Origin of the sequence: Clostridium coskatii (assembly GCF_001675205.1) — a bacterium.
GTDB classification, from domain to species: Bacteria; Bacillota; Clostridia; order Clostridiales; family Clostridiaceae; genus Clostridium_B; species Clostridium_B ljungdahlii.
Genome location: NZ_LROR01000038.1, coordinates 259,384 through 279,228 on the forward strand (window position 1 = coordinate 259,384; position 19,845 = coordinate 279,228).

Consider the following 19,845-nt stretch of genomic DNA (forward strand, 5'->3'; position numbering starts at 1 on the left):
ACGAATTGTATAGAAAGAACCAGTTTATCAAACATTAGTGTAAATCTTATTTACTAATAAGTCAATATTTATTTTAATTTCTTATTTATCCCCTTTTATACGCTATTTGAGTCAGATATAAAAGCTTTTCAATTGTTAACTTAATGTTTGACAACTTACATCATATCTGTATATGATAAATTTGTTTATATAATTTTTTATCAATGAATCTTACTTAGTGGGATTTTGTTTGTCCCACTAAGTTTAGATGAATTATCTAGGGGCGTAGCTACTGTTATCTCCCGCTTTGATAGAAAAGCAGATATTCCAAATCTTTGATTTGGTATAGTCGCTTTCGCTGTGTGCGTGGGAGTGTTACAGTAAGTAGCCATCAGATAAGAATAATAAATAATAGGAAGGTTAATATATGGGAACAAATACAGTAATAACTCAAATAATATCGTTGTTTTTAGTTGCATTAGTAGGTTTTTATGGTGGAAAGAAAAATATTATAGATGAAAATTTATCAAATGGATTGTCCAAGCTATTAGTAGAAATAACCACTCCTTTTTTAGTTATTTCTTCATTTAGTATTTCTTATGGTTCAAATGTTGCAAATAATATTATAAGGACTTTTATCTACAGCTTCATAATATTTATATTAACTCCATTATTCGTAAAGCCTTTACTTATAGGCGTTGATAAAAACAAGAAGAACGTTCTTGAATTTGCAATGGTGTTTTCAAACTGCGGCTTTATGGGATTTCCTGTAGCTCAAAGTATTTTTGGAAACGAAGGAGTCGTTTATGCTGCTATATTTAACATGGTTTTCAATATTTTTGTATGGACTTATGGAGTAATGTTATTTAATAATACAAGCAGCTTTAAAGAAGTAATAAAATCTCTTAAAAATCCAGGAATAGTTTCTGCAGTAATTGGACTTTTAATTATGATATTTTCAATAAAAATTCCCCCTATTTTTATGAGCACAATGAAGATGGTGGGAGGCCTCACAACTCCTATATCTATGCTTATAATAGGAAGTTTATTGTCAAGAAGTGAGCTTAGTAAAATCATTAAAGACAAGAGTATGTACTATGGTTCACTCATAAAACTTATACTTATACCAGCAGCATTATACGTGGTTTCACTTTTATTTAAAGAACATTCTATGGTATTAAAGACATTAATCTTAATGCAAGCTATGCCTGCCGGCGCATTCACAACAATTTTTGCAGAAAACTTTAACAAGAATAAAGAGTATTCTGCTTTTATAGTATCCTTTTCATCACTGCTTTCAATAGTTACTATACCAATTGTAATTAAACTTTTTATATAGAGTTTCTAACCAGAAAATCAACTTATACTCCGGATATTTTTTACAAACTTCAGCTCGTTAAATATTTTGATAAGGCTAAGTAAAAAATTTTGAAAAATACTGAGAACTTTTGAAAACTCGTACCTCAAACAATTCAAAAGTTCTAGATTTTTCAAAAATTTTTTTCTAAGCCTTATATGCAAAATATTTAAAAGAGCTTCATTATTGTAAAAATATGCCTATGTATAAGTTGATTTTTAAGTTAGAATACCTATGTAGATTGTAAAGTTTAAAACTAAATCTATAAGTACCCGAAATTGCTAATTATAAACAGAGTTCTTGGCATCAGGTTAAATTTATAACTTTACTATTTAAATCAAACTGGTAATTTAGATAAGTTTAACGACAGCGTTAATTATCTATATATGAGTGATTCTAATTGAAATTTTAACTTATACATAAAATATACTAACAAAATTGAAATTACACTTAAAAACTTTTTTTATAAGTCTTAGTGAGGTATTTTAGAAAATCTTAGAAGCTTATATATGTCTGAGGTACGAGTTTATATAAGCTTCTTTAGGTTTTCAAAATACCGAGCTTTAGACTTATAAAAAGTTTTTAGTGTTATGAAATTTGTTAGTATATGGCTGGTATAAGTAAACTTTCTATTTAGAAACTCTATAAGCAATTATAATTAAATTATAATAAATTTTTGAACCTTTTTGAGCTAAGGTGTCTCTTATATAATAGGTGCACCTAAAAAAGGAGGTAATTAAGTGAATAACATCGACATAATACAGTGCTGTAAAGAAGGTGATCTAGATGCCTTTAATATATTATTTAAAGAATACAGTGTAAAAGCTGTACGTACTGTATATCTTATAACCGGTCAAAAAGATATTGCAGAAGATATAGCTCAAGAAGCATTTATAAAATGTTTCAATCAAATAAAAAAATTAAAAAAAGCAGAGGCATTTGAATCATGGTTCTATCGCCTTCTTACAAGAATATGCTGGAGGTACTGTTCAAAACAAAAAAACAACCTGTGTATTGATGATATCAATGATAAAAATACAGTTTCAAACAACTCACTATCTGACATAACAGAAAAAAATGAAATAAAACATCTTGTGGATAAGGCCCTTGATAAATTGAGTATGCCTTTAAAAACAACCGTTATCTTATACTATTATAATGAGTTGTCCATAAAAGAAATATCACATGTATTAGGATGTTTTGAAGGTACGATAAAATCTCGACTGCATAACGCTAGAAAATTACTTAAGAAAGAATTTTTAACTGAAAATTTTGAAGGTTACTATTTCAATGATAATAAGGATGTGAGGTGTAATGAAAATGCTTAATCAAGAACAATTTGATAAAAATATAAAAAAAGCTTTATTAAACAAATCTCAGGATATAGTACCATCTGATAACATGTTTGAAAATATAAAATCTGAAATTACATCAAATAGGAGTGATAAATATATGTCTAAAGAAAAATTCTTACCTTTTAGTTTAAATATTAAAAAAACTGTCATTGCTGCTTCCTGCGGATTTCTTATACTAGCAGGTTCAGTTGTTGCATCACCGAATTTAAGGGCTTCAGCTCTTCAGAGTATAGGTAAATATGTTGATGGTTATACAGATATGAAGGATTACAATAAAGCTCCATCTAAAGCAGATTTACAAAAGGATTTAGGTTATATTGTAAAAATACCTGACTCTCTTTCTGGAGGATATAAACTGGTTGATGCTAGTATAGATGGACATATAGACGGTGCAACCCCGGACAAACAATATGACAATAGAGGAGCAAATGCAACCTATTCCATAAATAATGATAGAAAAACAACCTTAACTCTTGGAGCTACAAAAAGATCTGTAGAAGCAGATGCCCCAATATTTAAAAATGCCGTACCTGTAAAAATGGGCAGCATTACAGGATATTTTACACAATATAAAGTACATGATGCACCTGAAGGCACTAAATTTTCAGCTAAAGAAAAGCAGGATATCAAAGATGGCAAGGAAGTTCTAATTGGTATTGGAAGCAAAAATAAAAATGTTAAGCTCAAAGAAAAGTTTAGCCAAGAAAGTTCATTAAAGTGGAAAGATAACGGTATAAACTATCAACTTACTTCTATGGGCAATTTAAGTGAAAGTCAAATGTCTGAATTGGCTCAATATGTAATAAGCTCTAAATAGTTGTTATGGCTGGTATAAGTATAAAATTCACTTATACCAGCCATATATTAGTAAATTCTTAATTTTTAATCCAGTGAGTATATAACATCACCTAATTGTTCAGCTTCTGCTTTATCATGAGTAACCAGTATAATGGTCCTTCTATTTTCGCTGTAAATCATTAAAAATTTCTCTATTATATCACTTTTTAATCTATCATCCAGTCCCTTAAAGGGCTCATCCATCAAAAGCAGATCACTTTTATAGGCAAATGCTCTAGCAAGTGCAACTCTTCTTTTCATTCCTCCACTTAATTTATAAGGAAGCTTGTCTTTATAATCCCACAATTCTACCATATTTAAAAATTTTCTTACAGCTAAATCTACTCTACCTTTGTCCATAGTAGATTTTAATACAAAAGCCACATTATCATATACACTAAGATATGGAATCAATCTATCCTCTTGAAACACATAGGATATAGTGCCACTCTTTAAATCAACTTTTCCATCATAATCTTTTTCAATTCCACTTATGATATTTAACAAAGTAGTCTTACCGCATCCTGAAGGTCCAAGAATAGCTGTAATCCTATTTTTCAAAAATTTCATATTTAAATTATAAAAAACAGGTACTCCCTCATAGTATTTACTCAATCTATTTATTGTAACTTCATATTGATCTTCATTTTGTTCTTCCATAAAATCACCCTCTTTATCAATGCACAATTTGCAGCTCACAATTTACAATTTTAGTAAACAACTACTTTTTTGCTCTACTCAAATAATACTTAAATATTTTTTCGAAAATAAAACTTAAAATTACGATTACAATAGTCCACGCAAAAAGTTCTGATGTTTCCAGAGTTGTTTTAGCATTTAAAAGATTTAGTCCTATAGAATAATTAGGAGTACTTAATACTTCAGATGCCACTGAAACTTTCCATCCGATTCCAAGACACATAAATATTCCTGATATAATATAATTTTTTATACTCGGTAGATATATATCTTTTATCACATACTTTTGCTTTACATTATATACACTCGCCATCTGTATTAAATATTTATCTACAGACTTTATACCTTCAATTACATTTGTATATATTATTGGAAAGCATATAAGTATAGCTGTAAAAATCACCACATTAGATGAATTAAACCACACTAAAGCTATGATAATTATAGATATAACGGGAGTAGATTTTACAGTAACTACAAGGGGTTCTAATAATTCTTCTATAGATCTATTCATTCCTGCAATTACACCAGTTATAATTCCAATAGCTATGGATAATAAAATTCCAATAATCACTCTCAATATACTATTAAAAACACTTTTCCAAAAATAATTTTTCCCCATTAAAATTATTAGGGTTTTTAGTACTTCAAATGGTGAAGGTAAAAGAAGAGAATTATTCATAAAAAGGGAGCAAAGCTCCCAAATCAGCATCCAAAATATCAGTATAGACAGTTTTTTAATTATTTTTGTTTCCACTGTAATAGAAATTTTCATCCGGCACTTTTCCTCCAATGGATTTTGGGTTATTATCATTTAAAACTTCATAAAATTTCTCCAAGGCCTGCTTTCCATCTTTAGCACTTATAAATACTATATTACTCTTTGGAATAGCCATTTCTGCTACTTTAGCCTTTGGAATTATACCTTCCTTTGCTATAAGTTTTCCTGATTCTTGTTTATTTTTATTTACAAAATCTACTGATTCTTTATATTTGATCAAGAAAGTATCTAAATCTTTTCCTCTCTTATCTATAAATGATTTTCTAAAAACTAAAGTTCCCATTACAAGCTTGCTCTGTCCTTGAGAAGCCTTGTCCCATTCCTTTGTCAAATCTATAGGTATTCTCAAACTACTGTCCTTCATTTTAGTTGTAGTTACAAAAGGTTCTGGTAAAACAGCCAGATTCACTTTTTTAGATGCTATTGCTTCAGCTAGATCACCATGATCCATTTTATAATCAATAGTCACATCTTTCCCTGGCTCCAATCCATTTTTCTTCAATATGTAATTTAGTACATACTCAGGAGTAGATCCCTTACCACTTGAATAAATAGTCTTTCCCTTTAGGTCAGCTATACTGTTTACTGTATTTCCATTTTCCACAATGTATAAAACACCTAATGTATTTATTCCAACTAACTCAACTTGACCTTTGGTTTTATTATATAAAATTGGTGCAAGGTTAGATGGAACTGCTGCACCATCCAATTCTCCGTTTACAATTTTAGACACTATTTGATCTGCAGAATTATACACAGTAATATCATAATCATTCTTATTTTCCATAAGTTTTGCCATGCCCATTCCAGTAGGTCCCTTTAAAGCAGCTATTTTAATTTTATCTTTTTTAGCTGAAGTTGCAGTTGAATCATTAGAACAACCTGCTGCAAACAGAGTTGAAATTATAATTATAAATGACATTATAAATATACCTATCTTTTTTTTCATAAAATTCCTCCTATAGCTAATTAACTTAAAACATAGACACAATTCTATTTTATTATAACATTATCCTCAGGCTTTAATTAATTTTATATTTAGAATTTTTAAAAATATAGGTTGACATAATAAATCTTTTGGATTAAAATAAAAGTATTAACAATATATCCCATAAATTGCTATCAATTTAGTATATTAAAAATATCTTAAATTTCACAGTTATCAATCCATATCTTAACCTGATCTCTTACTTTAAGTTTAAGATCAGTAATAGTTATCTAAAAGCATTACCTTTAAAAAGATAATTGTTAATAACTGAAAAATATTTATTAATAAAGGCATTTGAAAGAAAATAACGAGTCAAAGATGCGACGAATATTTTTTATCAGACTAGGAGGCAGGTTCCGCAGATAGTGAATCCTATCTAAGGGTTCTGGCGACGAAGTATGGTAAAAAATAGGCTAGCATACTGACTGGTTATTTCTTTGAAAATGCCTAAGCATCTTTGTAGCTATATATTAAGATGTTTATTAAATTTGAAAAATTTGTTCAGCATAAGGAGGAATCAATATGAAAGCATTACTTTTAGCTGGAGGCAAAGGCACTAGACTAAGGCCTTTGACAGACAAACTTCCAAAACCAATGGTCCCAATTATGGGTAAACCGCTTATAGAAAGAACTATACTAAAGTTAAAAGAATCTGGTGTTAGTGAAATTGTCATAAGCACCTGTTATAAATCTGATTATATTGAAAATTATTTAGGTGATGGTAAAAAATATGGATTAAAAATACATTATATCTCCGAAGACTTGCCTTTAGGTACAGGAGGCGCCATAAAAAATGCTGAAAGTTTCTTTGATGACACTTTTATAATCATGAATTCAGATATAGTACATAATCTATATTACTCTGATTTCATAAAATTTCATAGAGAAAAGAAAGCTTATGTTTCCATAGCTATGACTGAAGTAAAAGATCCATCTCAGTATGGGGTTATAGAATTTGATGAAGACAACTATATAAAAGCTTTTAAAGAAAAACCTAAAGAAGGAGAAACTACTTCAAAATGGATAAATGCAGGAGTGTATATATTTGAGCCAGAAGTACTAAAAGAAATACCTGAAAAGGAAATTGTATCTATAGAAAAAGACACTTATCCCCTGCTTTTAAATAAAAGCTATAAAATGGCTGCTTACAAATACACCGACTACTGGATAGATATAGGCACAATAAAAAAATATATAAAAGCACATGTAGATATATTGTACAGCAACTGCAATAAACTTATGAAAACAAAAAATCTTACAAATAAGAGCAATATAATTTTTAAAAATAAAAGTGTTAAAATTCATCCCAGTGTTAAAATAATAGGACCTGTATTTATAGGTCAGGACTGTATCATTGAAGCAAACTCTCAGATAGGTCCTTATGTAGTTTTAGGTAACAACTGCCATATTGGTGGTTCCTGCAATGTAAGCAAGAGTGTACTGTGGGATAGAATAAATGTACATGAAAATGTTAATCTGACAAATTCTGTAGTAGCTTCAGATTGCACTATAGAAAAATATTGCAATATAACTAATTCAGCTTATGTTTCAAACAATTATAATAATAATTTACTTGCAATATAAAAACTTAAGAGGTGATATCGTTGAAAAAAAATATAGTATTTTTGAGTACCTATCCGCCACGTGCCTGTGGGATAGCTACTTTTACTGCCGATCTTGTAAAAAATTTGAAAAATAAGTTTTCTTCCAATTCCTATAAAATAGCTGCTGTCAATGATGAAAATTATAAATATCCAAAGGAAGTATCCTTCACCTTAAATCAATTTGACAAAAAATCCTATATTCATCTTGCCAATATGCTAAATAATTCAGATACTAATTTAGTTATATTAGAACATGAATATGGAATATATGGTGGAGACTGCGGAGAATATATATTAAATTTTGTAAATAATTTAAATATTCCATTTATAACTACGTTTCATACCATACTTTCAATACCTTCTGAGAAACAAAAACTTATACTTAAAACTTTAGGTAATAAGAGCCAGAAAGTAATTACTATGGGAAAAAGTTCTATAAAAATTTTGATGAACACATATAATATTCCTGAAAACAAAATCATACTTATTCCTCATGGAGTTCCGGATATTGTTGTAGAAGATAGAAATTGTTTAAAAGAAAAACTAGGATATAAAGATAGAAGCATAGTAAGTACTTTTGGACTTCTAAGTCCTGGAAAAGGTATTGAATATGCTATAGAATCTATCTCTAAAGTAGCCAAAAAGCATCCTGAAGTTCTTTATCTGGTGCTAGGGCAAACTCATCCTTGTGTAAAAAAGGAACAAGGTGAAAGTTATAGAAATAAACTTAAGAATTTAGTATCACAATTTGATATTCAAAACAATGTAAAGTTTATAAACAAATATCTTACAAAAAAAGAAATAGTGCAATACCTAACTTTATCTGATATATACATGACTCCTTATTTAGGTAAAGAACAGGCTGTAAGTGGTACTTTAGCCTATGCAGCAGGCTATGGTAGAGTTATTGTTTCCACTCCTTATAGGTATGCGCAAGAAATGTTAAGCAAAAATAGAGGACTTCTTGCAAAGTTTAAAGATGCAGATTCCCTGGCAGAGGCTGTGAATTTCTTATTGGATAACCCACTTAAGCGGCGTAACATGGAAAAGGCTACCATGAAGTTAGGCATGAAAATGAGATGGCCTTCTGTTGCAGCACAATATGAAAATCTATTTGCTTCTGTTATAAAAAGCAGTGAAATTGCAACTCAGGTGGTGTAATATATGCTTACCTTTGAAGAAAAAGATTCTGTACCCCTTTTTATCATGACTGACGATACTGGAATGATACAGCACAGTGTATTTTCAGTTCCGGATCCAAATTCAGGATACACTACAGATGACAATGCAAGGGCTCTCATTGTAGCTGTAATGCTGTATGAAAAATTCAAAAGTGAAAAGTATATAAAATTAATTTTTACATACACTTCATTTTTGCTCTATGCTCAAAATAAAAGAGGAACTTTTAAAAATTTTATGGCCTACAATAGAAATTTCATTGAAGAGGAAGGCTCTGAAGATTGTTTTGGAAGATGCCTGTGGTCACTAGGGTATACGCTCCAATCAAAAATTATTCCATCCTCTATAAAACATGCAGTTGAAAATATGATATTAAAAGCCTTACCCAATGTAAAGTCACTGTCTTACACTCACAGTAAAGCTTACTGCCTTTTGGGACTAAATTTGATTTACGATGAACTTTTAGAAACCAGTTCTACATTTAAAATTTCAAAGTATACTGTAAAAGAAGATATAACTACGCTCTCAGATTCTCTTGTAGAGAATTTTAAATGTTACAGCAGTGATTCCTGGAAGTGGTTTGAAAATAGTCTCACTTATGGTAATGGCATATTTCCCTGGTGCCTTTTAAAAAGTAGCAATGCATTAAACAATAGGGAGTATCTAGATATTGCCCTAGAAGCTTTAAATTTTTTGGAGCAGCAGTGTTTTAAACAGGATTATTTTAAACCTATAGGAAATAATGGTTGGTTTAAAAGAAATGATTCTCATCCATGCGAATTTGATGAACAGCCTTTAGAGGCCTGCGGAACAGCTCTTATGTATATGGAAGCTTACAAATTACTAAAAGACACAAAATACTTGGATAAAGCAAAATTATGTTATGAATGGTTTTTAGGTAAAAATTCCGCAAAAAAATCACTTGTAGATAACTTTACAAGGGGAGGCATGGATGGAATAATGGAAAATAAAATGAATTTAAATCAAGGAGCTGAAAGTATCATAGCAAAAATACTAACAGAGCTCCTTCTCTCGAAATATATAGACTTCTAAGTAAAAAATCAACTTATACTGCGTATAAGTTGATTTTTCACTTAGAAGCCTATTTATATTGCTTTCCTAATTCATCTGCAGCAAGTATAGCAGAATATACGTCCTCCTTTGTAACTTCAAATGGCATATTATGCATAGTGTCATTTTCAGCACAGGAAATTTCAGCTACTTTCATTATATCTTCATTATTTACCTTCTTAATACCCAAATCATTTAATGTAATTGGAAGACCAACTTGCAAACAAAAGTCTATGACCTCTTCTATTTCTTCCATAGGGCTGTTTTCAAGAACCAATTGAACTAAAGCTCCAAAAGCAACTTTTTCTCCATGATATAATCCATGACATTCCTCAAGTGCTGTAAATCCATTATGAATAGCATGGGCAGCTGCAAGTCCACTGCTTTCAAATCCAACTCCACTTAAATAAGTATTTGCCTCAATTATATTTTCTACAGCTTTAGTTGGGACTTTATTTATAACCGCCATTTTAGCTTTGAGACCATCTTCTAAAAGCGTATCATAGCATAACTTTGAAAGTGCAAAAGCAGCTTTTGTAGCCTTTCCGCCTGACATAGTAACAGCCCCTGATCTGACACAAGCTCTTGCCTCAAAATAAGTAGCTAATGCATCTCCCATACCTGAAACTAAAAGCCTTACAGGTGCTTTTGCAACTATAGATGAATCTACAAGTACAAGATCTGGATTTTTAGGAAGTGCCAGATATTCACTAAATACACCTTCATCTGTATATATTACAGAAAGTGCACTACATGGAGCATCTGTTGCTGCTATAGTTGGAACTATTACAACTGGGACTTTGGCATAATATGCTACAGCTTTTGCTGTATCAAATATCTTTCCTCCTCCTATACCAATTACAACATTATTTTTATTTTCTTTTAATTTTTTACACAATCTATCTATTTCATTTTTGGAACATTCTCCATTAAAGGCTTCAAATGCTAACGAAGAATCCTTTCCTTTAAAACTTTCTTCTATTGTACCCCTTGTTCTCTTAATTCCATTTTCACTAGCTATGATAAAAAAACTATCTCCAAGATTTTCAACGTAGTTAGATATATTTTTAAGCTCACCGTTTCCCTGTACATATTTTCCCGTAGAAATAATAATTCTTGACATCTTTAACCACTCCTAATCTTAGTTATTTTTTTAACAAAATATATCTGTATTATAACATTAAACCTTCTGTTATAAAAGTTAAAAATATCCACAAATATAATATATTTGTGGATATTTTACTATTTTCTCTTTATTCTATGCTTTTGAGGTTTTAAAGTAAGTTCTGTTACTACCAAGTTAGAAGGTTCCCTAAGTACCCATTCCACCACATCTGCTACGTCTTTACAATTTATATAAAAGTCTTCACTGCTATCATCTTCACTGAAATTTGCATTTCTATAGAAATTTGATTTCGTCATATCTGGATGTATTGTTATTATTTTTACACCTGTTTTTCTCACTTCACTAAAAAGGCTTTCAGAAAAATGAGTTAACCCTGCTTTTGTAGCAGAATAAGCACAGCCATAAGTACTTATTTCCTTTGCTGTAACTGATGATATATTTATTATAATTCCCTTATTTTTCTTAAGCTGCCTCATCAGTATACTACTGAGCACCATAGGTACTTCCAAATTCACTGTTATCATTTCGTGTATTTTTCTAGGATTTAATTCTTCATGGGGGCCAAAGTATCCAACTCCACCATTATTCACAAGTAAAAATATTTCATCTTTGGCCTTTATTTCATCTATTCTCTGGAAGAATTTATTTGTATTTGTTATATCACAAATTTCTCTTATAAAATTGGGATTATCAAATTCTACCCTGGAAAAATCTCTGCCAAATCCGTAAACCTTGTAACCCATATTCAATAGTTTCTGAGCTATTTCAAATCCTATACCTGAAGAAGCTCCCGTTACAATTGCAGTTTTCACCCTTACACCTTCTCTATAATTTTGTATTATTTTTATTGTACAAACACTTTAGATTTTTTAACATATTTGCAAACCAGATCATATACAAAATTCACCAAAAGCTTATGGTGCTCTTCTGAATAACTGCAGGTTCCATCTTCAGTTTTAAATGGATAAGCCAATAATAGCGATTGTGGATTCATTTTCTCCATGTTTTTTAAATAATCCTTACCAATTCTAAATACACCAATACTCACATCCTGTATATTTTCTTCCGGAATAACCCTGAATGTATCTTCTACACAATTTTTATAATATTTTTCCCAATTATGTACATATAACAGCGGATCAAAACAAACTCTCACCTTCCAGCCCCTATCTACAGCACTTTTAATACTATTCAACCTGGGCCTAAAACTTGGAGCATTGATTTCATATTTCCTGCAAATTTCTTCTGGTGAAAGAGTCCATGCAAGTATTACATTATCCTGCGGCACCACATCTTCTATACTTTTAAAATTGGAACTTTTAGTTCTTACCTCTATTTTTAAATTATTATGTTTTTCTGCAAACTGTATCCATTTTCTAATAAAACCTGTTATATTTTCAAAGGCCATAAGATCCGTATCATAAGATATACATAAATAAACGGAGTGCTTTTTTAGAATACACTCCACCTGTTTGAAAACATCTTCCAAATTCACAAATAGAACTATATTTGCCGAAGAATAAACTCCCTGCAGATAACAATACTCGCAATTATACAAGCAATTCATAATAGATGAAGTATAATAAAAATGTTCATTTCCAAAATCATCACATACCCTTGCACCTTCATAAATTAAGTTTCCATCATTACGTGCAAGTATTAGTTTATGAGACTTTTTTTGCACCAGAAAATCTTGATTGTGTCTGCAAAATACATCTTTATAATGATTTATTTTTATAACATTGGATTTTTTAAACTTAAGCAGTATCCTCTTTGTATTTTCATTTTCAATAACCCCTTTTTCCACATAAATATGAGAAAAACTACATAAGTTCAAGCTGTTGTACAAGTTTTTCAAAATACATCTTCCTCTCATATTTAGTCTTACAGTAAATCTGGGTAAAGGGCTCAAGAGCTAGGATTAAGTTATCATTTCTAACCTTATATCCTTTAGCTAACTTCTTTAACTGGTGCTGCATGGAAACAGATAAATTAAAATTGCATACTATTTCATTTATATAGTTCATGTCCTTTTCATCCAATATATCCTTAGGTTTTGCACATTCGTGTTCGATATCCTGTATCCAACTACATATTTCATCTAACTGTTCACAAATTAATTCAGTAACTTTTTCCCCAGTTACATTTGTTCCATCCAAATAGTCAGATACTATCTTCAAAGAATAAATTCTATGGGGCGGCATAAATATAGATACCGCTTGAAAAAAAGCAGCTCCTTCCATGTCTACAATGTCTCCTCTTATTTTTTCTAGATCATTTTCATCCACTATTTTTGCAAAACTCTCCAAACATGCTTCTTTAAAAGGATGTTTAAATATCATGTCAGGATAAAAATCCTTATCCGTAATGTTATCAATTATTTTATTACAAAGTACTGACGTTCCAATTTGAAAAGTTCTATCTTTACTTCCACAAACGCCTATATTTATAAAGGTATCGTATTGGTCAGCTTCAAATTTAGCTATAATATATGCACAAGCAGAAGCCATATTTATTGCTCCAGTTTTACTTACTATAAGTACAATTTCTTCATTTTTAAAAACTTGAAATTTATTTACGGAATTATCCCTTTTTAAATCAAACCTTTCTATAAATGGCTTTGCCTCACAATGTAATGCTGTTACTATAAAAACCATATTTGCCTCCCTGTTGCCACTGTATTTATAAATAATTATACTTTAAATATACACTGAAGTGTATTAAATATCTATTACTTTATCCCCCTGCATAAATACCTTTTTATTTTATAGTTCCAATCTTCATAAACTTCACCATAGTCTTCTTTTACAAATTCTAAAAATTCATCTAATACTCCCAATTTATCTAATCCTTTCATTAAATGTCTTGGATAATCGCAGCATTTGGAATAATTATTTTTAGGATCTATTACTTTTATGGAAGAATCTTTACATAAATATAAGTCCTTACACCTTATATCCAGTTTAGTAAACTTGAGTTTCTGAAACTCTTTAATAAGATTAATAATGTTCTTTGCAACTTTTTCATTTAACCCATTTTGTTTAATGTAGTAATCAAGTCTCTCCCCTTTTGCATAACTTCTCACAATATAATAAAGCCCATGAGAATATATTTTAGGAAAATACTTGCTCTTACTAGTTTTTTGTAATATGTTATATTCACTTCTGCAAACATATTTGCTTTTAAATATTTTAATCACTTTATTATTATCTTCTAATAAATAAACAATTCCATTATGCCCACATCCTAAAAAATTTGCCCTCCTAAGCATGTTTTCAGCTGCGCTATCTAATTGAATATAATATCCATCCCTTTTCTTCATAAATATACCTTTCTATATTATTCTTAGTATATTGTATGAAATTATATTTTGTAACATGAGTACTTAAAATCAAGTATCTCATGGTAATATAGAAAATTTTTTTACTTTATTTTGAATTTCTTTGGGAAAAGCATCCCAAAGAAGAAAGAAATTAAATTTATTCCAATAACGCATATAAATAAAAGATGTAAACCTGAAATCAAAGATTCCTTTATCAATTGAAGTGAAACACCACTATTTAAAATAGATGAAGAATAAAGATTACTTGGATTTATGTCTTTTATTCCTATGTTCTGGAAATACTTTATTATACTTAAATTAAATATAGTACCGAATATGCTCACACCTATGGTTTGTCCTAAATTTCGAAGAAGAATATTTGATGCCGTAGCTGCTCCTCTCATATCATAGTTTACAGAATCCTGCACCACTATAGTGACAATTGTAAAAGTACCTCCAAAACCAAAACCCATTATAGAGACACACAATATAATCCAAGGTAATGCTGAACTTACACTAAAAGTCAATAAAATGAAACTAGAAAGCAACAATATAATGGAACATATTAAAATTATACTTTTTTCCTTGTATATAGTCAGCCATTTTGAAAGAACTATAGAAGATATAAGCCAGGTAAATGACATAGGGGCAATACAAATGCCTGAAATAGTTGCTCCAAATCCAAGCACATTTTGAATATAAATTGGCATATATACATCAATTGCAATTAGTGAAGCTGATACTAAAAAGCCTATTATACTGACAACTATGTTGACTCTTGTAAATATTTCAAAAGGCATAATAGGCTCCTCTGACTTTTTTTCCACAAAATAAAATACAAACATAAGTGCTAAAGCTGCACCTATGCATATAACTGGAAGAACCATGTCAGGCGAACTTTTTTTCCCGACACTTAAAAATCCATACAAAATAAGTACTATGGAAGTAGTTAAAACCAGCGTTCCCATATAATCTATTCTTACTTTCCTCTTCTTAAAATTCTCATTTAAATTATTTTTAAGAAGCACTATAGAAATTATTCCAAAAGGTATATTTATAAAAAATATCCAGTGCCAGGAGAGTGTATCTATTAGAAATCCTCCTAAGAAAGGGCCAAGTAGACTAGCAACTCCCCACACTGTACCTACCCATCCTTGAATCTTTGCCCTCTCAGAAGCAGCAAATAAATCTCCAACTATAGTATATGTTACTGTAAATATTGAGCCTGCACCTATTCCTTGAAGAGCACGAAAAGCTATAAGTGAATACATATTCATAGATATTCCACATAAAAAGCTTCCTAATAAAAATATTGATATTCCTACAATTAAGGTATTTTTTCTTCCATATAAATCTGATAATTTACCATATATAGGCGTAGTTATAGTAGAAGTAAGTAAGTACATAGAAAATATCCAGCTCATTAATTCAAACCCATTTAAGCTTTTCACAATAGTTGGAATAGCCGTAGTTACAACAGTTCCTTCTACAGCACCAAGAAATGTAGCTAGCATTATTGCAATTATTATATTTCTGTTTTTTGACTCCATATTAAATCACATCCTTTAGTAAGTACCGAAATTTGTCCTTAAAAAAACCTCAGGTTTATATGGCATTTTCAAAGGAATAACTTGTCAGTATGCTATCCTATTTTCTTTCAAATGCTTTATAGTCCTGAAGTTTCATTCAATATCCTTTTTTCAATCTTTTAATTTTATCTTAATTCCACGTCCTATTTCCTTTATAGTAGGTAATATTCCTTCAAATTGCTCTGGTATATTTTCACTTAACATATATTCTGCATTTTTAGGATCATCTACATCCTTAAAGGCATACTGTACAATTAGCTTTTCTCCATCCTTACATAAAACTATACCTATAGATGAGTTGTCCCCTTCATCTCTTACTGAGTCATCCATGGCAGAAAGATGGAAAGTTAAAATTCCAAGATATTCTGGTTTAAATTTCCCTATTTTTAGTTCAACAGCTATATAACATTTTAATTTCAAATTGTAAAAAAGTAAATCCTCATAATAATCTCCACCTGAAAGTTCCATATGATGTTTTTTTCCTACTAAGGCAAATCCAGAATTCAATTCCAGGAAAAATTCTACTACACTCTTTATAAAATGCTGTTGAAAAGCCTTTTCTTTAATTTCATCTGAAATGTCCATAAAATCCATGAGATACTCATCTTTTAGTATAGGAGAAAATTTTTTAATATCACCTTCAGATAGATCTTCTCCCTGTTCTTTTGAAATAGCATCCTTTATGAAACAAAAACTGTCTTCAGATTTTGTTTTTGTTTTTTCTTCATTCTTTTCTTCTTCAGAGTCTTTTTCCTCAGAAGTAATAATGCTTTTACTTTCAATATTTTCTTTTTCAGGGGATTCTGCATTAAAAAGTTCTGCATAGTCTAATTCCTCAATTCCACACTCTTTATCTATCTCCCCTATTAAATCTTCAACGGACCAATCTTTTTCCCACATCTTATCTATGTATTCTTTTCTTTTATCAACATTTCTTATCTTATTCATGAGAATTAAGTTACACGACCAGCTTATTTTAGATGACAATTGACTTACATAATCCTGAGAATTATATTCTTCAGCAAATCTAGCCATATTTTCTAAATTCTTTTCTGTAAAGCATAGATTACCTGGGAACTTACCTTTAAGATATTCTACTGTTTCACTTATAAATTCCGACTCGCAGCCTTCTTTTTCTCTCATTAAAATTAAATTTCCTATCTTCCAGTAGAGCATAAACATATACTCATTTATATTTACAAGTGCTTTATTTTTAAAAAGAATTATATCTTCCTCTAAGTTCTTAAAAAATGTATCCATATCATTATGATGTTCTATCATTTAAAAAATCACCTCACAATAAAATTTTTCCCATAATTTTATTATAGGGTAAAACATATAATATTACTACCCAGGTTATAGTCATTTATTTGTAATTTCTAATCTTTAAAATTTATACTTTTTACATATCTATCTTTTCCAAGCACTGTTTTTTCAAATATACTTTTGGCATTTTGCAGATACAATTCTGGTTTAGGCATAGAAGGACTAAAATGAGTAAGCCACAATTCTCCCACTTCCGCCCTTTTGGCAAGAGCAGCTGCTTCTGAAAATAACATATGTTTATACTGAATGGCCTTTGAAATATTTTCATCTTCTCCATACATTCCCTCACATATAAATACATCAGATTTTTCTACAAATTGAGCTAATTCATGGGTTGGTCTTGAATCGGTACAATAAGACACTTTTAATCCACTTCTTTTATCTCCAAGTACCATTTCAGGAGTATATGTTTTTTCTCCATATTCTATCTTTTCTCCCTTTTGAAGTCTGTTCCAGAGGATTAACGGCACTTGATTTTTTAAAGCTTTGTCTCTATCAAATTTTCTATTTCTATCTACACCTATGGAATATGCAAAACATGGCATTCCGTGGTCTACAGGTAATACATCTATATTAAAATCTCCTATTTTTTCAAAGTAACTTTCTTTACCACAAAGTTCAAGTAAGTTTATGCTATAGGGGAGCACAGGTGCTATTACCATAAGTCCCTCTATTACTTTTCTTAATCCTATAGGTCCAATTATCGTGATAGGCATATTTCTGCCAGAATTAGCTATGGTAAGAAGCAATCCTGGCAAACCTGCTATGTGGTCTGCATGAAAGTGTGTAAATAAAATTACATCTATATTTTTTATCTTACATCCAAGTATTTTTAAGCTAACTTGAGTTCCCTCACCACAATCTATAAGTAGTTTTTTTCCATTATAAGATGCTATCATAGATGTAAGGTACCTATCTGGCACAGGCATACTTCCCCCACATCCTAATAAGCATAAATCCAACATAATTTCCACCTTCTCTTCTAATTAGTATACGCCTAATGTCTATTTTTAAGCTAGAACTTAATTTAATTTTTTTATCTGATGACTACCTACTCTAATACTTCATCTTATGCCAAGAACTCTGTTTATCACTTGAGAGATTAAAATAAAAAAATAGGATTTATCCTGAGATCATCTTCACCTTCAGTGATAAATCCTTAATTATATAAGTGTTTTAAAATAATTCATCTATTATAACTTTTATTTAAGAAGTTTTTACGGCAATCATGCACTTAATATTAAATCATCAATTTTACAGCCAAGTATCTTTGCAATCACTGCAACTTTTTCAAGGCTTGGATTTTTCTTATCTCCTCTCTCCAATTCTTCCAAATAAGATTTTGAAATTGAAGTTTGAAATCTGGTATCTTTAGCAAGATTTTGAATATCCAAAGTAGTATATCCCAAACTTACTCTTATATCACGAATTTTTTTTCCGTTTAACATAAGAAAACCCCCTATTTAATATTAACTTCTTTAAATTGATTATATTACTTTTAAGCAGGAATTTACAGATAAATTTTATTTTTTTAATATAAACCTAACAAATATTTAATAGTACAACTGTGTTATAATACCATTAAGTATTATAATAAGGTGGTTTTTACATGAAACATTATGAAGTTCTTTACTTACTAAAAGAAAATAGAAATGACTTTGTTTCCGGTCAACTTATAAGTGAGAAATTAGGTGTAAGTCGTACTGCTATATGGAAATATATAAAAGCATTAAAGGAAGAAGGTTATACTATAGACTCTTCCTCTAAAAAAGGATATAAACTTATAAGTTCCCCTGATATACTTACTTCTGAAGAAATTAAAGGCTATTTGAATACAAAATATATAGGCAAAAAAATTATTCATTATGAAAGCATAGGATCTACAAATACCACAGCAAAAAAATTAGCTGAACAGGAAGAAGAAAATGGAACTATAATTATAGCCGAAGAACAAACTGCAGGACGCGGCAGGATCGGCAGAACATGGTCATCTCCTAAATATAAAAGTATATATTTTTCTATAATATTGAGGCCGAATGTAAATCCTATGGAAGTTCCAAAGATAACACAGATAATTGCTGCTGCCATAATAGAAGGATTAAAGGAATTAAAAATAGAGGCTAAAGTAAAATGGCCAAATGATATAGTAATAGATGGTAAAAAGGTTTGCGGTATTTTGACAGAAATGAGCGGTGAGTTAAATAAAGTAAATTATGTAATTCCTGGAATAGGCATAAATGTAAACTTAAACAAAGAAGATTTCCAAGAAGATATTTTAAATAAAGCTACTTCTCTTAAAATAGAAACAGGATCAACTATGGATAGAAAAGTTATCTTAGGTACTATATTAAATAAATTTGAACCTCTATATGAAGAATTCGTTCAAAAAGGGACTATTGAATCCTCTATAGAAGTATGCAAAAATAATTCTGCTGCTATAGGTAAAAATATACGTATAATTCAAAATAAAAGTGAAAGACAGGCAAAAGCAGTAGATCTAGCTGAGGATGGTAGATTAATCGTACAATATGAAAATGGTTCTTTTGAAAAATTAATATCTGGGGAAATTTCTATAAGGGGTTTAGATAAATATATTTAAAATGGTTAAAACTTTTATATTTAAATCATAATA

Annotated in this window: 19 protein-coding genes; 7 read left to right on the top strand and 12 right to left on the bottom strand. The window is 30.0% G+C overall.

The features are described from left to right. Positions 1 to 406: 406 nt before the first annotated feature. The 3 genes from CLCOS_RS08555 to CLCOS_RS08565 all read left to right on the top strand — a co-directional run bounded on the left by CLCOS_RS08555 (position 407) and on the right by CLCOS_RS08565 (position 3,508). On the top strand, positions 407 to 1,318 hold the full coding sequence (locus CLCOS_RS08555) for an AEC family transporter (RefSeq protein ID WP_063601021.1): 912 nt from the start codon (positions 407 to 409) through the stop codon (positions 1,316 to 1,318). A gap of 758 nt (positions 1,319 to 2,076) precedes the next feature. Continuing rightward, the gene (locus tag CLCOS_RS08560; RefSeq protein ID WP_063601020.1) at positions 2,077 to 2,664 is read left to right on the top strand and encodes an RNA polymerase sigma factor; all 588 of its coding nucleotides are present in this window, start codon (positions 2,077 to 2,079) and stop codon (positions 2,662 to 2,664) included. After that, entirely contained in the window at positions 2,651 to 3,508 is an 858-nt protein-coding gene (locus tag CLCOS_RS08565) for a hypothetical protein (protein WP_082853535.1), read from the top strand. The genes CLCOS_RS08560 and CLCOS_RS08565 overlap by 14 nt, the downstream gene beginning before the upstream one ends. 65 nt (positions 3,509 to 3,573) lie before the next feature. Here the strand turns inward: CLCOS_RS08565 and CLCOS_RS08570 are convergent, their stop codons facing one another. From CLCOS_RS08570 to CLCOS_RS08580, 3 genes are all read right to left on the bottom strand, one after another. Beyond that, complete coding sequence (locus CLCOS_RS08570) at positions 3,574 to 4,188, bottom strand: ABC transporter ATP-binding protein (RefSeq protein WP_063601019.1); 615 nt, start codon at positions 4,186 to 4,188, stop codon at positions 3,574 to 3,576. Positions 4,189 to 4,249: 61 nt separating this feature from the next. After that, positions 4,250 to 5,002, bottom strand: coding sequence for an ABC transporter permease (locus tag CLCOS_RS08575; RefSeq protein ID WP_063601018.1), 753 nt, complete (start codon positions 5,000 to 5,002; stop codon positions 4,250 to 4,252). After that, complete coding sequence (locus tag CLCOS_RS08580) at positions 4,965 to 5,957, bottom strand: ABC transporter substrate-binding protein (RefSeq protein WP_063601017.1); 993 nt, start codon at positions 5,955 to 5,957, stop codon at positions 4,965 to 4,967. Before CLCOS_RS08580 ends, CLCOS_RS08575 begins: the two co-directional genes overlap by 38 nt. A gap of 561 nt (positions 5,958 to 6,518) precedes the next feature. Between CLCOS_RS08580 and CLCOS_RS08585 the strand changes: the two genes are divergently transcribed. From CLCOS_RS08585 to CLCOS_RS08595, 3 genes are read left to right on the top strand one after another with little or no spacing between them, the layout of a single operon-like run. Further along, positions 6,519 to 7,580 (top strand): sugar phosphate nucleotidyltransferase, encoded by a 1,062-nt coding sequence (locus CLCOS_RS08585; RefSeq protein ID WP_063601016.1) that lies wholly within the window; start codon positions 6,519 to 6,521, stop codon positions 7,578 to 7,580. A gap of 20 nt (positions 7,581 to 7,600) precedes the next feature. Further along, positions 7,601 to 8,761: a glycosyltransferase family 4 protein gene (locus CLCOS_RS08590; protein ID WP_063601015.1), complete on the top strand. Its 1,161-nt coding sequence runs from the start codon at positions 7,601 to 7,603 to the stop codon at positions 8,759 to 8,761. A gap of 3 nt (positions 8,762 to 8,764) precedes the next feature. Beyond that, on the top strand, positions 8,765 to 9,832 hold the full coding sequence (locus CLCOS_RS08595; RefSeq protein ID WP_063601014.1) for a hypothetical protein: 1,068 nt from the start codon (positions 8,765 to 8,767) through the stop codon (positions 9,830 to 9,832). Between the two features lie 49 nt (positions 9,833 to 9,881). Here the strand turns inward: CLCOS_RS08595 and CLCOS_RS08600 are convergent, their stop codons facing one another. From CLCOS_RS08600 to CLCOS_RS08640, 9 genes are all read right to left on the bottom strand, one after another. Continuing rightward, positions 9,882 to 10,973, bottom strand: coding sequence for a glycerol dehydrogenase (locus CLCOS_RS08600; protein ID WP_063601013.1), 1,092 nt, complete (start codon positions 10,971 to 10,973; stop codon positions 9,882 to 9,884). Between the two features lie 119 nt (positions 10,974 to 11,092). Then, positions 11,093 to 11,788: an SDR family oxidoreductase gene (locus CLCOS_RS08605; RefSeq protein ID WP_063601012.1), complete on the bottom strand. Its 696-nt coding sequence runs from the start codon at positions 11,786 to 11,788 to the stop codon at positions 11,093 to 11,095. 32 nt (positions 11,789 to 11,820) lie between these two features. After that, complete coding sequence (locus CLCOS_RS08610; protein ID WP_063601011.1) at positions 11,821 to 12,834, bottom strand: SPL family radical SAM protein; 1,014 nt, start codon at positions 12,832 to 12,834, stop codon at positions 11,821 to 11,823. Beyond that, entirely contained in the window at positions 12,800 to 13,633 is an 834-nt protein-coding gene (locus CLCOS_RS08615) for a hypothetical protein (protein ID WP_063601010.1), read from the bottom strand. The genes CLCOS_RS08610 and CLCOS_RS08615 overlap by 35 nt, the downstream gene beginning before the upstream one ends. 74 nt (positions 13,634 to 13,707) lie before the next feature. Further along, positions 13,708 to 14,298: a hypothetical protein gene (locus tag CLCOS_RS08620; protein WP_063601009.1), complete on the bottom strand. Its 591-nt coding sequence runs from the start codon at positions 14,296 to 14,298 to the stop codon at positions 13,708 to 13,710. A gap of 101 nt (positions 14,299 to 14,399) precedes the next feature. Continuing rightward, on the bottom strand, positions 14,400 to 15,848 hold the full coding sequence (locus CLCOS_RS08625; protein WP_063601008.1) for an MDR family MFS transporter: 1,449 nt from the start codon (positions 15,846 to 15,848) through the stop codon (positions 14,400 to 14,402). 150 nt (positions 15,849 to 15,998) lie between these two features. Then, positions 15,999 to 17,168 (bottom strand): PDDEXK nuclease domain-containing protein, encoded by a 1,170-nt coding sequence (locus CLCOS_RS08630; RefSeq protein ID WP_013239311.1) that lies wholly within the window; start codon positions 17,166 to 17,168, stop codon positions 15,999 to 16,001. Between the two features lie 98 nt (positions 17,169 to 17,266). Further along, positions 17,267 to 18,178, bottom strand: a complete 912-nt coding sequence (locus tag CLCOS_RS08635) for a ribonuclease Z (RefSeq protein WP_063601007.1) — start codon at positions 18,176 to 18,178, stop codon at positions 17,267 to 17,269. A 261-nt stretch (positions 18,179 to 18,439) separates the two neighbouring features. Then, the gene (locus CLCOS_RS08640) at positions 18,440 to 18,661 is read right to left on the bottom strand and encodes a helix-turn-helix domain-containing protein (RefSeq protein WP_013239313.1); all 222 of its coding nucleotides are present in this window, start codon (positions 18,659 to 18,661) and stop codon (positions 18,440 to 18,442) included. A gap of 161 nt (positions 18,662 to 18,822) precedes the next feature. Here CLCOS_RS08640 and CLCOS_RS08645 point away from each other — a divergent pair, with 161 nt between their 5' ends. Next, positions 18,823 to 19,812, top strand: coding sequence for a biotin--[acetyl-CoA-carboxylase] ligase (locus CLCOS_RS08645; protein ID WP_013239314.1), 990 nt, complete (start codon positions 18,823 to 18,825; stop codon positions 19,810 to 19,812). Positions 19,813 to 19,845 lie beyond the last annotated feature (33 nt).